The organism is Streptomyces sp. NPDC034086, assembly GCF_055575515.1.
The window spans coordinates 57,718-71,093 of record NZ_JBVISM010000001.1 but is presented as its reverse complement, the minus strand read 5'-3'; the positions used below and the strand labels follow the sequence as shown (position 1 = coordinate 71,093).

Sequence of the window (13,376 nt, the reverse complement as noted above, 5' to 3'; positions counted from 1 at the left end):
GTGGACCATGGAGGGTCATCGGGGCATGCGCGGGCAGATTGACAGGTCCCCCGTACGGGGTCACGTTGAGTGCATGCGCATCGGGCTCATCGGAACGGGCCGGATCGGTTCCTTCCACGCGGCCGCCCTGGCCCGCCACCCGGACGCCGGCTCGCTGCTGCTCGCGGACGCGGACCCGGGGCGGGCGTCGCGGCTCGCGGACCGGCTGGGGGCCACCGCCGCTCCGACGGTCGACCAGGTCTTCACCTGGGGCGTGGACGCCGTCGTGGTGGCCTGCTCCACGGAGGGCCACGCCGACCTGGTGGTCCGGGCGGCCCGCGGCGGGCTGCCGGTGTTCTGCGAGAAGCCGCTGGCCCCGGACCTGGCCCGCACCCTGGCGGTGCTGCGCGAGGTGGGGGCCGCCGGCGGGGTGCTCCAGGTCGGTTTCATGCGCCGTTTCGACGCGGGCTACCGGACCGCGCGCGAGCTGGTCCGCTCGGGCGCGCTGGGGCGGCTGCACACGGTGCGCACGATGACCGCCGATCCGGCTCCGCCGCCGGCCGGGTACCTGGCGGTCTCCGGGGGCCTGTACCGGGACTGCCTGGTGCACGACTTCGACATCGTCCGCTGGGTGACCGGGCACGAAGTGGCGGAGGTGTACGCGGCCGGCTCCGACCGGGGTCCGGCCCGGTTCCGCGAGACGGGGGACGTCGACACCGCGGCGGCGGTCCTGACCCTGGACGACGGGACCCTGGTCACCAGCACCGGCACCCGCTGCAACGGCGCCGGGTACGACGTGCGGATGGAGCTGGCCGGGGAGCTGGACCAGGTCTCCTCCGGGCTGGACGACCGCACGCCGATCGCCTCGACGGAGCCGCACGGCCCGCCCCCGGCGAGCAAGCCGTGGACCGGCTTCCTCGAGCGGTTCGGGCCCGCGTACGAGGCCGAGCTGGCGGCCTTCGTCCGGCTGGTGCGCGGCGAGGGGGGCAATCCCTGCGACGGCCTCCAGGCGCTCGCCGCGTTCCGCGTGGCCGAGGCGTGCGAGCGCTCCCGGCGCGAGCGCCGCCCCGTACGGCTGGAGGAGCTGCCGGACCTGTAGGGCGGACGCGCTGGCGGGCATGCGGGCCACAGTAGGGCCCGTGATCAAGCCCGCAGGAGCCGTTTACCGGCCATTCGGCGCGCCGCCGGTCCGGGTGCGGAGCGGGCCGTCAGCCCGCCGCGCGGCGTCCCCAGGCGGTGCCGGCGAGGACGAGCGCCGCGCCGGCGAGTCCCGTGGCCCCGAGGTGTTCGCCGCCGATGGCGGTGCCCGCGGCGGCCGCCCACAGCGGTTCGGTGCCGAGGAGCAGGCTGACGCGGGAGGGCGAGGTGCGGCGTACGGCCCACATCTGCACGAAGAAGGCGAAGAGGGTGCAGAAGACGGAGAGGAAGACGAGCCCGGCCCACTCGGCGGGGCCGAAACCGGCGGCGGTCGCCCGGGGGCCGTCACCGGTGCCGGGCACGAGCGCCAGCAGGGCGAAGACCAGGACGGCTCCGCCGAGCTGGACGGTGGTCAGGGACAGCGGGTCGGCGTCCTGGACGGCCTTGGTCCGCGCCATCAGCAGGACGTGCGCGGTGCGGGCCAGGGCGGCGCCGAGGATCAGCAGGTCGCCGGTGCCCGGCACGGTGAACCCGGCGCCCTGCGTGAGCAGCACGACCCCGGCGACCGAGACGGCGGCGGCCCCGAGGAAGCCGGCCGAGGGCGCCCGGCGGCGTACGGCGGACTCCGCCAGCGGGGTGAAGATCATGGTCAGGCTGATGATGAGACCGGCGTTGGTGGCGGAGGTGTGCACCACCCCGTAGGTCTCCAGCAGGAAGATCCCGCCGAGTACGAGTCCCAGCACCGCGCCGCCGCGCAGCTGGGCGGGGGTCAGGGCGCGCAGCCGGCGGTGGCCGGCGAGGACGAGGACGGGCAGCACCAGCGCGAAGCGCAGCACCAGGACCGCGATCACGGTGTGCGTGGCGGTGATGCCCTTGGCGGCGAGGTAGCTGCCGCCCCAGACGACGGCGACGAGCAGCACGGGCAGGTCCGCGAGCCAGGCGCGGCGGGGGGCGGGGGCGGGCGCGGGGGCGGGCGCGGGGGCGGGCGCGGGGGCGGCGAGGGTGGACACCGGGGCGGCTCCGACGGCGGGAAGGGCGTGGAGACGGCGGCGGCTCGCACGGGTGCGGGCCCACCGTAACCGTCCGTATCCCGCCGGTCGACCGGATATCCCGGTGGCCGGGCGCTCCCGCCGCCCGCGCCCGTGCTCAGTCCTCGAAGGTGCCGAACGAGGCGCGCCCCGTGGGGCGGTAGGTGTGGATGGCGGTGCCGCTGCCGGTGGTGCGGGAGGCGGTCAGCTCGAAGGCCGTGGGCAGCCCGCCGGTGGGGAACAGGCGGCGGCCCGCGCCGAGGAAGACGGGGAAGACCAGCAGGTTCAGCTCGTCGACGAGGTCGCGCGCGAGCAGCCACTGGGCGAGCCGGCCGCTGCCGTGCACCTGGAGCTCCCCGTCCAGGGCGTCCTTGACGCGGACGATCTCCGACTGGAGCTGTTCCCCGTCGATCACGGTGGCGGGGCCCCAGGCCGGGTCCTCGAGGGTGGTCGAGGCGACGTACTTCGGCAGCCGGTTGAGCTTGTTCGGGACCGGGTCGGCCGGGTCGTCGTGCTGCGGCCAGTAGGAGGCGAAGATCTCGTAGGTCCGGCGCCCGAGGAGGAACGCCCCGGCCCGGCCGAAGAGTTCGGTGACGAACTCCCCCATGCCCTCGTCGGCGAAGGGCACGAGCCAGCCGCCGTACTCGAATCCCCCGCTGCGGTCCTCGTCGGGCCCGCCGGGGGCCTGCATCACTCCGTCGAGGGTCAGGAAGGTGGTGAGGGTCAGCTTGCCCATGGCTCGGCGCTCCTTGTGTCGGTGGCTGGTCCGTTGTCGGTTCAGACTCCCGCCGGCGCCTCGGCTCATCGGTGCGGCGCGCGTGAACGCCAGGGCGGATTCCCGCCAGCGCCGTCCGCCTCCCCCAGATTTCATTGAACCCGCAACCAAATGGACCGGGGAGGACCCACATGAACGGCAACACGGTGGCACTGGTGACGGGCGGCAGCCGGGGCATCGGGGCGGCGACCGCGCTGCGGCTGGCCGAGGACGGCTTCGACGTGGCGCTCACGTACGTCAGCGGCGCCGCGGCCGCGGCCGAGGTCGTCGGCGGCATCGAGGCGCTCGGCCGCAGGGGGCTGGCGGTCCGCGCCGACGCGGGCACCGCCGACGGCCCGCGGGCCGCGGTGGAGGAGACCGTACGGACGCTGGGGCGGCTCGACGTCCTGGTCAACAACGCCGGCGTCGGCGTGCTCGGCCCGATCGGCACGCTCGCCCCCGCCGACGTGGACCGGGTCCTCGGGGTCAACGTCCGGGGCGCCTTCCTGGCGGCGCAGGCCGCGGCCGGGCACATGGGCCCCGGCGGGCGGATCGTCACCATCGGCAGCTGCGTGGTGCTGCGGGTCCCCGGCGCGGGCTGCACGCTGTACGGGATGAGCAAGGCGGCCATGTCGGGCCTGACGAAGTCCCTCGCCCGGGAGCTCGGCGAGCGCGGCATCACCGCGAACCTGGTGCACCCGGGCCCGACGGACACCGACATGAACCCGGCCGGCGGCCCGTACGCGGACCCGCAGCGGTCGATGACGGCCCTCGGGCGCTACGGCACCGCGCGGGAGGTCGCCGCCATGGTGTCCTTCCTCGCCGGGCCGGACGCCGCGTACGTCACCGGGGCGGAGTTCTCGGTGGACGGCGGCCACGCCGCCTGACGGACGGCGGGAGGGGGAACCCCCGGGAACGCCCGTGGGGCGCACCGCGTGCGGTGCGCCCCACGGACCCGTGCCCGTGCCCCGGGGGTGTCGGCCCCCGGAGCGGCCGGCCGGGGCGGGATCAGCCGCCCAGCTCCTGGTGGCGGGCGGCGTGCGCGGCCGCGCCGGCCTCCGTCAGCGAACCGAAGAGGCGCAGGCGGGAGAAGCCGCCGTCCGGGAAGATGTCGATCCGCACGTGGGTGCCGACCGCCGGGGCGTCCAGCACGAACCGGTGGTTGGTGTCGGGCTGCAGGCGGGTGCGCGGCAGGAACTCCTGCCACTCGCCGTCCTCGCCCGTCTTGACGGACAGCGAGGCCCAGCCGGCCGAGTTGCCCTTGAGGTAGGCGGTGTCGATCTCCACGGCGCGGATCTCGGACTCGGCGACGAGGCGGTAGCGGATCCAGTCGTTGCCGTTGTCGCGGCGGCGGGCCGTCTCCCAGCCGTCGTCCATCTTGCGGGAGCGGCCCGGGTTGATGGTGTTGGTGGGCGGGGAGTAGAAGCGGTTGGACGCGTCCTCGACCGAGCCGCCGTTCTCCAGGGCGACGACGTCGAAGGTGCCCAGGGCGGCGAGCCACCGCGGGTCGGGGCGGACCTCGCCGTAGACGCGCAGACGGGCGATGCCGCCGTCCGGGTGCTGGTTCAGGCGCAGGTGCGTGAAGCGCTGCTCGGCGTCGACCGCGAAGCCGTTGGCCGCGTGGCCGCCGACGGGGGTGCGCTCGACGAGGGTCGTCCACTTGACGTCCTCGGAGAGCAGTTCCTCCGCGGTCGGGGAGCCCTGCACCGAGGCGCCCTCGACCGATACGGCCTGGGGCATGTTGCCGCGGAAGTGGGCGGTGTCGACGACGATGCCGCGGATGACGCCGGGGGCGCCGAGCCGGATGAGGGCGTAGTCGTGGTCCTCGGCGGTCGGCCAGGGCTGCTCGGCGGACACGCCGCGGCGCCGGCGGGTCTCCCAGCCGTCCATGACCTTGCCCTTGTGCCCGAAGTGCTCCGGGTCGAAGTGCGGGGCCTCGCTGATGAGCAGGTTCTCCCGCTCGGCGAAGAACTCGTCGTTGGCGGCGATGACGCCGGCGCCCAGCTCGCGGGCCGCGAGGTTCGCGTACTGGGTGAAGGGGAACTCCGCGGTGCGGTAGTCCGCGAACGGGTCGCCGCCCCCGTACGGGTTCGCGTTGCCGGTGAAGGACGTGAGTCCAGTCGAACGCTGTGCCACTGTCAGTTCTGCCTTTCGAGGAGGAGGCCCGTGGGCTCGGTCGGGGTGCCGTGGTCGGCGATCTGCCTGCCGCGCAGCCAGGTGGACTTCACGACGCCGTGCAGGGTCCTGCCCGCGTACGCCGTGACCTGGTTGCGGTGGTGCAGCTCGGCCGGGTCCACGGTGAAGGTCTCTTCGGGGGCCAGGACCGCGAAGTCGGCGTCGCGGCCGGCCTCGATGGCGCCCTTTGCCGCCAGGCCGGCCAGCGCGGCCGGGGCGGTGGACATCCAGCGCGCGACCTCTTCGAGGGTGCGGCCGCGCTTGCGCGCCTCGGTCCAGATGGCGGGCAGGCCCAGCTGGAGGGAGGAGATGCCGCCCCACGCGGTGGCGAAGTCGCCGGTCTTCAGGTCCGCGGTGGAGGGCGAGTGGTCGGAGACGACGCAGTCGATGGTGCCGTCGGCGAGCGCGTCCCACAGGAGGTCCTGGTTGGCGGCCTCACGGATGGGCGGGCAGCACTTGAACTCGGTGGCGCCGTCCGGGACTTCCTCGGCGGTGAGGGTGAGGAAGTGCGGGCAGGACTCGACGGTGATCCGCACGCCCTCGGCCTTGGCGGCGGCGATCAGGGGCAGCGCGTCGGAGGACGACAGGTGCAGGACGTGCACGCGGGCGTTGAGCCGCTTGGCCTGGGCGATGAGGTTCTCGATCGCGGTGTTCTCGGCGTCCCTGGGGCGCGAGGCCAGGAAGTCGGCGTACTTGGGGCCCGGATTCTGGGGGGCGGACTCCAGGTGGTGCGGGTCCTCGGCGTGCACGATCATCAGGCCGCCGAAGCCGGTGATCTCGGCGAGGGAGGTGGCCAGCTGCTCCTGGTCCAGCTGGGGGAACTCGTCCACGCCGGAGGGCGACAGGAAGCACTTGAAGCCGTAGACGCCGGCGTCGTGCAGCGGGCGCAGGTCCTTGACGTTGTCCGGAAGGGCGCCGCCCCAGAAGCCGACGTCCACGTGCGCCTTGGTCCGGGCGACCTCCTGCTTGACTCGGAGGTTCTCCACGGTGGTGGTCGGCGGCAGGGAGTTGAGCGGCATGTCCAGGATGGTGGTGATACCACCGGCCGCGGCGGCGCGGGTGGCCGTCCAGAAGCCCTCCCACTCGGTGCGGCCGGGGTCGTTCACGTGGACGTGCGTGTCCACCAGGCCGGGGAGCAGCACGTCGTCACCGAAGTCCTCGAGCCGGGCCCCGGCCGGTACCTCCGCGTCGTGCGCCAGCACGGCCGTGATCTTCCCCGCGGCGACGGCCACCGAGGCGGCACGCGTCCCCTCGGGGGTGATGACGCGCGTCGAGCGCAGTACCAGTTCCACTGCGGCGTCGGCCACCGGAACCTCCCCATCTACTTCCACAGAGCGAAATTCAACGTTCTGTTGACGGAGTCTTCACCCCGATCGGGGGCCAGTCAAGAGCGTCCGGACGGACCGCCCGCCCGCGCGCACGCCGATTGGAGGTTTCCACAGGATGGAATTAATATTTCACCATCCAGAATGTAGCTATCGCCACGGGCCTCCGGCGGGTAACTTCCGGAGGACGTCCACCACCGGGACAAAACCACTTCTGACCGGCGAGGACGGCACGGCCCGGCTCTAGGGCCGAAGCCGGCCGACCGGTAGGCTGCTCCCTTGCCTGCCAGCACCGAAAGGACCGCGCCGTGCCGACGTCCAGCGCCAGCACCACCGACGCTTCCGCCAAGCCCACCGCCGGCGGCGGTGGCGTCCAGTCCCTTGAGCGCGCCTTCGATCTGCTCGAACGCATGGCCGATGCCGGCGGCGAAGTCGGTCTCAGCGAACTCTCGGCCGCCAGCGGCCTGCCGCTGCCCACCATCCACCGCCTGATGCGGACCCTCGTCGCCTGCGGGTACGTCCGCCAGCAGCCCAACCGGCGGTACTCCCTGGGGCCCCGCCTGATCCGCCTCGGCGAGTCCGCGTCGCGGCTGCTCGGCACCTGGGCCCGCCCGTACCTCGCCCGGCTGGTCGAGGAGACCGGCGAGACGGCGAACATGGCCCTGCTCGACGGCGACGAGATCGTCTACGTGGCGCAGGTGCCGTCCAAGCACTCCATGCGCATGTTCACCGAGGTCGGCCGCCGGGTGCTGCCGCACTCCACCGGCGTGGGCAAGGCCCTGCTCGCCCACACCCCGGCAGACGAGGTCCGCGCCCTGCTGGCACGCACGGGGATGCCCGCCGCGACCGAGAAGACCATCACCACCCCCGAGGGCTTCCTGGAGGCCCTGGAGCAGGTCCGCCGGGTCGGCTACGCGGTCGACGACAACGAGCAGGAAATAGGGGTCCGCTGCCTCGCCGTGTCGGTGCCCGACTCGCCGACCGCCGCCGCGATCTCCATCTCCGGTCCGGCGGGCCGGGTGACCCAGGCCGTGGCCGAGTCCTTCGTACCGATCCTCCAGGGCGTCGCCGCCGAGCTGTCGGTGGCCCTGCAGAGCCAGGCCCCCGCGTAGGAGCCCGCGCACGGACGAGAGCCCCGGCACCCTCCCCCTCGGGGGGTGCCGGGGCTCTCGCGCGTGCGGGCCCGCGGGGACGCGTACGCGTACTCAGGCCGCCGGGACGGGCGCGGACGGCGGGGCGGCGGGGGCGGCGAGGGTGAGGCGGCCGTCGGCCATCGTCGCCGTACGGTCCATCCGGTCCAGGTGGGCCCGGTCGTGCGTGACCAGCACCGTGGCGGTCGCGCGTTCGCGCGTCAGGGCGACCAGCAGTTCGAGGACCGCCGCGCCGCGCTCGTGGTCGAGGGCGCTGGTCGGCTCGTCCACCAGCAGGACGGCCGGCTCGTTCATCAGGGCCCGGGCGATGTTCACGCGCTGGCGCTGGCCGCCGGACAGCTGGTGCGGGCGCTTGCCGGCCTTGTCGGCCAGGCCCACCGCGTCCAGCAGCTCCAGGGCGCGGCGGCGCACCTGCCGGGAGGGGCGCCCCGAGAGGTGGGCCATCACCTGGAGCTGCTCGGCGGCGGTCAGCGAGGCCAGCAGGTTGGGCTGCTGGAAGACGATCCCGATCCGGTCCCGGCGCAGCGCCGACTTCTCGGCGGGGCCGAGCCGGGTGGTGTCCCGGCCGGCGACCACGACCCGGCCCGAGTCCGGGGTGACCAGGGTGGCCGCCACGGCCAGCAGGCTGGACTTCCCCGAGCCCGAGGGCCCCACGACCGCGGTGAGGGAGCCGGCGGGCACCTCCAGGGACACCGCGTCGAGCGCGGTGAGACGGCCGTCCCCGTCGGGGTAGGTCAGCGTGACGTCGTCGACGAGCAGGGTCATCGGGCGCTCCCCAGGGCGGTCAGCGGGTCGACGGCGGTGATCCGCCGGATGGACAGGGCCGCGCCGAGCGCGCCGATCAGGATCATGATCGCGGCGGGCACCAGCACGGTGGCCGCGTCGAGGACGAAGGGCACGTCGCCGCCGCTGATCAGGACTCCGGCGCCGGCCGCGAGCCCCGTACCGGCGCCGGTGCCGATGGCCAGCATCACCACGGCCTGGCCGAGGGCGTCCCGGAGCAGGTAGGGGGTGGAGGCGCCGAGGGCCTTCAGCACCGCGACGTCACCGCTGCGCTGGATCGTCCAGACGGTGAAGAAAGCCCCTATGACCAGGGCCGAGATGACGAAGAGGAAGGCGCGCATCAGCTGGAGCGAACCGTTCTCCGCCTGGTACGACCCCATGGCGCCCAGGGCTTCGTCGACCGTCAGGGCCTTCGTGCCCGCCGCCCGGTCACCGGCGGCCCAGTCCATGCCCCCCGGACCGTCGAGGGCGACGACGGTGGCGACGGTGTCCGGGGAGGCGCCCGGGTTGCCGACGCGCTGCCAGTCGTCCAGGTCCGCCCAGACGACCGGGGTGTGGCTGTAGGCGGCCGTGCCCGAGACGGCGGCGACGGTCAGCTCCAGCGGACCCACCGTGAGGCGGGCACCGGCGGTGAGGCCGCCCAGTTCCTTCGCCGCCTTCTCGGTGAGCACCGCCCGGCCCCGGCCGAGCCCCGCCCCGGCCGGCGCGAGCGGACCGGCCGGCTCGACGCCGAAGACGGACACGGCGGCGGTGCGCCCGCCCGCGACGGCGTTGGTGGTGCGGATGCCGAGCGGCTGCGCCGTCGTCACCCCGGCCCGCTCCCGCCAGGTCCGCCAGGCGCCCTCGGGCAGCTGGGACTGGGTGAAGGAGACCTCCTGGTCCCCGGCGGGCGCCGCGAAGGCCAGCCGCGAGACGGGCAGCCCGGTCAGGGCCGAGACGTTCTCCCGGGCCAGGCCGGAGGTCAGCCCCGACAGCAGGCCGACCAGCAACGTGATCAGCAGTACGACCGCCCCCATGAGGGCGAAGCGGCCCTTGGCGAACCGTAGATCTCTCCATGCGACGAACATGTCCCCCACTTTGGTCGCGCGGGCGGGCCCGGGGCATCGCGCCACGGGAGGCGTCCTTCTATCGAAGGTGGCATCCGGACATCGAACTTTCGGTTGACCGGGGCCCGGGACCGCCCGCTTACGCTGGTCGGACGATGTCCGACGCCCCGCCCTCCCGCCCCCTGCTCCCCGTCTCCCGCGTCCTGCGGCTGTGCCTGCACGCGCTGCTCCTCGGGCTGCTCGCGCTGGCCTCCGCCCGCGCCGTCGCCGGCTCCGCGCCGCACGCCGGGTGGGTGACGGGGCTCTGCGTCCTGCTGGCCGCCGTGTACGCGGCGGGCGTACGGGCCCCCGCCGTGCGGCGCTCGGCCCGGGCCGCCGCGCTGTGGCTGGCCGGGGTGGGCGCGGTCTGGGCCGCGCTGCTGGCCGTTTCCCCCGACGGGCTGTGGATCGCCTTCCCGCTGTACTTCCTGGAACTGCACCTGCTGCGGCCGCGCTGGGGCCTGATGGCCGTCGCCGTGACCGCCTGCGCCGCCATCGGCGCCTTCTTCGGGCACAGCGGCGGCTCCGTCAGCCCCGGGGCCTTCCTCGGACCGCTGCTGGGCGGGGCGGTGGCCGTCGCCACGGTGCTCGGCTACCAGGCGCTGTACCGCGAGAGCGAACGCCGCCGCCGGCTGATCGAGGAGCTCATCACCACCCGGGCCGAGCTCGCGGCGGCCGAGCGGAACGCGGGGGTCCTCGCGGAGCGGGAACGGCTCGCCCGGGAGATCCACGACACCCTGGCCCAGGGCCTGTCCTCCATCCAGCTGCTGCTGCGGGCCGCCGAGCGGACACTGCCCGAGGACGCGCCGGCCGCCGAGCACATCGCCCGGGCCCGAGGGGCCGCGCAGGAGAACCTCGCCGAGGCGCGTCGCTTCGTACGGGCCCTGACTCCCCCGGACCTGGAGCACGGCTCGCTGGCCGGTGCCCTGGAGCGGCTGTGCTCGGCCGCCCCCGGCCCGCGCGTGCGGTTCTCGGTCAGCGGCACGCCGAGGGCGCTGCCCACCCCGTACGAGGTGGCCCTGCTGCGGATCGCGCAGTCGGCGCTGGCCAACGTGGTGCGGCACGCGGCGGCGGGCCGGGCGGAGATCACCCTGACCTTCATGGACAGCTCGGTCACCCTGGACGTGGTCGACGACGGCCGGGGCTTCGACCGGGCCGGCGCCGCCTCGGGCGGGGGCGGTTTCGGCCTGCCCGCGATGCGGGCGCGGGCCGAGTCGCTGGGCGGACTGTTCACCGTGGAGTCGGATCCGGGCCAGGGCACCGCCGTGGCCGTCACCCTGCCGCTGCCCCTGGAGGCCTGACATGACCATCCGGCTCCTGCTCGCCGACGACCACCCCGTGGTGCGCGCCGGGCTGCGCGCGGTGCTGGACACCGAACCGGACTTCGCGGTGGTCGCGGAGGCGGCGACGGCGGAGCGGGCGGTGGAACTGGCCGCCTCCGCGCTGGTGGACGTCGTCCTGATGGACCTCCAGTTCGGGGCCGGGATGCACGGTGCGGAGGCCACGGCGGCGATCACGGCCCGTCCGGGCGCGCCCCGGGTGCTGGTCCTGACCACGTACGACACGGACGCCGACATCCTGGCGGCGGTGGAGGCGGGCGCCTCCGGCTACCTGCTGAAGGACGCCCCGCCGGAGGAGCTGGCGGCGGCGGTCCGCACTGCGGCGGCCGGCCAGTCGGCGCTGGCCCCGGCGGTGGCGCTGCGGCTGATGGACCGGATGCGCACCCCGGCGGAGGCACTGACCAAGCGCGAGCTGGAGGTGCTCCAGCTGGTCGCGGACGGGCTGTCCAACCAGCAGATCTCCAAGCGGCTCTTCCTCAGCCAGGCCACGGTCAAGTCCCATCTGGTGCACGTCTACGCCAAGCTCGGCGTCGACTCGCGCACCTCCGCCGTCGCGGCGGCTGCCACCCGCCGGCTGATCCGGACGCGGTGAGGGGGCCGGGGACCGGCGGCGACCCGCCCGCCGTCTGATTCCGGACACCCCCGATATCGCTTTCGCCGGACGCTCGTGATCATTAAGGTCTGGACCATGAATCGCTTACTGACACGCGCCGCGGCCGCGCCCGCGCTGATCTGTTCCCTCCTCGTCGGCGGTACCGCGCTGACGGCCGGTTCCGCCGCCGCGGCCGACGGGCCCGAGCCCACCGGGCTGAGCTGCGGCTACGACAACCGCACCCCGCCGCCCACCGTGGCGGCCGGGGCCAGGGGCCGGACGGTGCTCGAGGCGCGCTGCCTGCTGAACTTCTGGACGGGCCTGCAGACGACCGGGGAGGAGCCCGTGGACGTCTTCGGGCCCGACGCCGCCTCGGCCACGCGGTACTTCCAGGGCCTGCGGGGCCTTCCCGTCACCGGTGCGGTCGACGCCGCGACCTGGGCCGAACTCCGGCACGGCTGAGCCGCCCGGCTCACGCCACCCAGTACGGCCGCTCGACCGCCGGTGCCAGCGGGACGCCGTCGTGGAAGGCCTCGGCGAGGCGGCGTACGCCCTCCTCCAGACGGTCGGGCGGCAGGGTGTACGGGAGGCGCAGGCGGTGCTCGAAGGTGCCCGGGTCCACGCCGAAGCGGGCCCCGCGGCCGATGTGCACCCCGGCCGCGGCCGCGCGCTCGGCGAGGGCGGAGCTGACCGGCTCGCCGAGGTCCACCCAGAGCGAGAGACCGCCGGGCGGCAGCTGCCAGGACCACTCGGGGGTGTGCCGCTGGAGCGCCGACACGAGGGCCGACCGGTGGGTGCGCAGCTGCGCGAGCCGCTCGGGCAGGGACCGGTCGAGGTCCTCCAGCAGCGGGAGCGCCACCAGCTGGTCGAGCACCGAGCCGGTCATGTCGGCCGAGACCCGTACGGCGGTCAGCTCGGCTATGAGCTTGGCGGTGGCCCGGATCCAGCCCACCCGGAGCCCGCCCCAGTGCGTCTTGCTGAGCGAGCCGATGGTGATCACGTGGTCGGCGCCCGACCGCGGGGCGAGGGAGGCGAGCGGCGCGGGGGCGGGGACGTCCAGCGCGATGTCGGCGATGGTCTCGTCGACCACCAGCCAGGTGCCGGTGGCCCGGGTCACCGCGAGCAGCCGCTGCCGCTGTTCCTCCGGCATCAGGGCGCCCGTCGGATTCTGGAAGTCGGGGATCGCGTACGCGAGCCTGGGCACGGTCTGGCGCAGCGTCGACTCGGCGATCTCCATGTCCCAGCCGGTGTCGGAGACGGCGATGGACCCGGTGCGCAGGCGGGCGTGGCGCAGGGCGTCGAGGGCGTTGGCGTAGGTGGGGCTCTCGGTGACGACCCGGTCCCCGGGCCGGCAGAGCAGGCCGATCACCAGGGCGAAGGCCTGCTGGGCCCCGGCGGTGACCAGGATCTGCTCGGAGCGGGTGGGCAGCCCGCGCCGGGTGAAGCGGTCCGCGACGGCGGCGCGCAGGTCGGGCAGCCCGAAGGGGTGGTAGCCGGGGGTGCGGGTGAGGGCGGGCAGGCGCGGGGCGACCCGGGCCAGGGCCTCGGCGAGGCTGCCGTCCGGGGCTCCCATCGCGGCGATGGCGAGGTCGATGCCGGGGTCGCCGCCGGCGCTGTGGCCGCCCGCTCCGAGGAGGGCGTGGGCGCCGACCGGCGCGTGCCCGTCGGGGAGCTCGGTCCAGGTGCCGGAGCCGCGCCGGCTGCGGACGTAGCCGCTCTCCCGGAGCAGGTCGTACGCGCCGGTGACGGTGGCGCGGCTGGCGCCGACGGCCTCGGCCAGCTCGCGTTCTGCGGGCAGCCGGACGTGCAGGGCGATCCGGCCGTCCAGGATCAGGGTGCGGACGGCGTCGGCGAGGGCGCGGTAGCCGGGGCGGGCCAGCACCCCGGGCGGGAGCAGGGCGGCGAGCTGCCTGCTCCCCAGCGTCCTGTCCGCCGTGTGGACCACTCGTCCGTTCGCCATGCCAACCTCCCCCGATTGGCTCTGCCGGCCGGGCCAATCGGGGTCCAGACTCGCGGTATTGGCCCCC

At 74.8% G+C, this 13,376-nt stretch carries 13 protein-coding genes; 6 read left to right on the top strand and 7 right to left on the bottom strand.

The annotated features are described in order from the left end of the window. The first annotated feature begins 73 nt into the window (after nucleotides 1-73). Nucleotides 74-1,078 (top strand): Gfo/Idh/MocA family protein, encoded by a 1,005-nt coding sequence (locus ACZ514_RS00335; protein WP_468698266.1) that lies wholly within the window; start codon nucleotides 74-76, stop codon nucleotides 1,076-1,078. 109 nt (nucleotides 1,079-1,187) lie between these two features. Here the strand turns inward: ACZ514_RS00335 and ACZ514_RS00330 are convergent, their stop codons facing one another. Both ACZ514_RS00330 and ACZ514_RS00325 read right to left on the bottom strand, forming a co-directional pair. After that, nucleotides 1,188-2,126: a DMT family transporter gene (locus tag ACZ514_RS00330; RefSeq protein WP_469123699.1), complete on the bottom strand. Its 939-nt coding sequence runs from the start codon at nucleotides 2,124-2,126 to the stop codon at nucleotides 1,188-1,190. Nucleotides 2,127-2,262: 136 nt separating this feature from the next. After that, the gene (locus tag ACZ514_RS00325; protein ID WP_468698272.1) at nucleotides 2,263-2,880 is read right to left on the bottom strand and encodes a dihydrofolate reductase family protein; all 618 of its coding nucleotides are present in this window, start codon (nucleotides 2,878-2,880) and stop codon (nucleotides 2,263-2,265) included. Nucleotides 2,881-3,050: 170 nt separating this feature from the next. On the opposite strand from ACZ514_RS00325, the gene ACZ514_RS00320 reads away from it, so the two are divergent. Further along, a complete protein-coding gene (locus ACZ514_RS00320) occupies nucleotides 3,051-3,785 on the top strand; it encodes an SDR family oxidoreductase (RefSeq protein WP_468173948.1) in 735 nt (244 codons plus the stop codon). Nucleotides 3,786-3,906: 121 nt separating this feature from the next. Here the strand turns inward: ACZ514_RS00320 and alc are convergent, their stop codons facing one another. Further along, nucleotides 3,907-5,034, bottom strand: coding sequence for an allantoicase (gene alc / locus ACZ514_RS00315; protein ID WP_468698276.1), 1,128 nt, complete (start codon nucleotides 5,032-5,034; stop codon nucleotides 3,907-3,909). Nucleotides 5,035-5,036: 2 nt separating this feature from the next. Then, complete coding sequence (allB, locus tag ACZ514_RS00310; RefSeq protein WP_468173952.1) at nucleotides 5,037-6,380, bottom strand: allantoinase AllB; 1,344 nt, start codon at nucleotides 6,378-6,380, stop codon at nucleotides 5,037-5,039. 326 nt (nucleotides 6,381-6,706) lie between these two features. Between allB and ACZ514_RS00305 the strand changes: the two genes are divergently transcribed. Next, a complete protein-coding gene (locus ACZ514_RS00305) occupies nucleotides 6,707-7,510 on the top strand; it encodes an IclR family transcriptional regulator (protein ID WP_467887191.1) in 804 nt (267 codons plus the stop codon). Nucleotides 7,511-7,603: 93 nt separating this feature from the next. On the opposite strand, the gene ACZ514_RS00300 is transcribed toward ACZ514_RS00305, so the two are convergent. Together ACZ514_RS00300 and ACZ514_RS00295 are read right to left on the bottom strand one after the other, a co-directional pair. Further along, entirely contained in the window at nucleotides 7,604-8,314 is a 711-nt protein-coding gene (locus ACZ514_RS00300; protein WP_468698281.1) for an ABC transporter ATP-binding protein, read from the bottom strand. After that, entirely contained in the window at nucleotides 8,311-9,399 is a 1,089-nt protein-coding gene (locus ACZ514_RS00295; protein ID WP_469123698.1) for an ABC transporter permease, read from the bottom strand. The genes ACZ514_RS00300 and ACZ514_RS00295 overlap by 4 nt, the downstream gene beginning before the upstream one ends. A gap of 134 nt (nucleotides 9,400-9,533) precedes the next feature. Between ACZ514_RS00295 and ACZ514_RS00290 the strand changes: the two genes are divergently transcribed. The 3 genes from ACZ514_RS00290 to ACZ514_RS00280 all read left to right on the top strand — a co-directional run bounded on the left by ACZ514_RS00290 (nucleotide 9,534) and on the right by ACZ514_RS00280 (nucleotide 11,811). Then, nucleotides 9,534-10,718: a sensor histidine kinase gene (locus ACZ514_RS00290; protein ID WP_468173958.1), complete on the top strand. Its 1,185-nt coding sequence runs from the start codon at nucleotides 9,534-9,536 to the stop codon at nucleotides 10,716-10,718. 1 nt (nucleotide 10,719) lies between these two features. Next, a complete protein-coding gene (locus ACZ514_RS00285; protein WP_469123697.1) occupies nucleotides 10,720-11,349 on the top strand; it encodes a response regulator in 630 nt (209 codons plus the stop codon). 96 nt (nucleotides 11,350-11,445) lie between these two features. After that, entirely contained in the window at nucleotides 11,446-11,811 is a 366-nt protein-coding gene (locus ACZ514_RS00280) for a peptidoglycan-binding domain-containing protein (RefSeq protein WP_468173962.1), read from the top strand. Between the two features lie 10 nt (nucleotides 11,812-11,821). Here ACZ514_RS00280 and yczR read toward each other — a convergent pair whose 3' ends face one another. Further along, nucleotides 11,822-13,309, bottom strand: a complete 1,488-nt coding sequence (gene yczR / locus ACZ514_RS00275) for a MocR-like transcription factor YczR (RefSeq protein ID WP_469123696.1) — start codon at nucleotides 13,307-13,309, stop codon at nucleotides 11,822-11,824. Between the last annotated feature and the right edge of the window lie 67 nt (nucleotides 13,310-13,376).

What these genes read in the sequence shown, in the direction of transcription:
- ACZ514_RS00290 (WP_468173958.1), top strand. Translation starts at nt 9,534, where the DNA reads ATGTCCGACGCCCCGCCCTCCCGCCCCCTGCTCCCCGTCTCCCGCGTC.
- yczR (WP_469123696.1), bottom strand. Translation starts at nt 13,309, where the DNA reads ATGGCGAACGGACGAGTGGTCCACACGGCGGACAGGACGCTGGGGAGC.
- ACZ514_RS00320 (WP_468173948.1), top strand. Translation starts at nt 3,051, where the DNA reads ATGAACGGCAACACGGTGGCACTGGTGACGGGCGGCAGCCGGGGCATC.
- ACZ514_RS00280 (WP_468173962.1), top strand. Translation starts at nt 11,446, where the DNA reads ATGAATCGCTTACTGACACGCGCCGCGGCCGCGCCCGCGCTGATCTGT.
- ACZ514_RS00300 (WP_468698281.1), bottom strand. Translation starts at nt 8,314, where the DNA reads ATGACCCTGCTCGTCGACGACGTCACGCTGACCTACCCCGACGGGGAC.
- ACZ514_RS00285 (WP_469123697.1), top strand. Translation starts at nt 10,720, where the DNA reads ATGACCATCCGGCTCCTGCTCGCCGACGACCACCCCGTGGTGCGCGCC.
- ACZ514_RS00335 (WP_468698266.1), top strand. Translation starts at nt 74, where the DNA reads ATGCGCATCGGGCTCATCGGAACGGGCCGGATCGGTTCCTTCCACGCG.
- ACZ514_RS00325 (WP_468698272.1), bottom strand. Translation starts at nt 2,880, where the DNA reads ATGGGCAAGCTGACCCTCACCACCTTCCTGACCCTCGACGGAGTGATG.
- ACZ514_RS00295 (WP_469123698.1), bottom strand. Translation starts at nt 9,399, where the DNA reads ATGTTCGTCGCATGGAGAGATCTACGGTTCGCCAAGGGCCGCTTCGCC.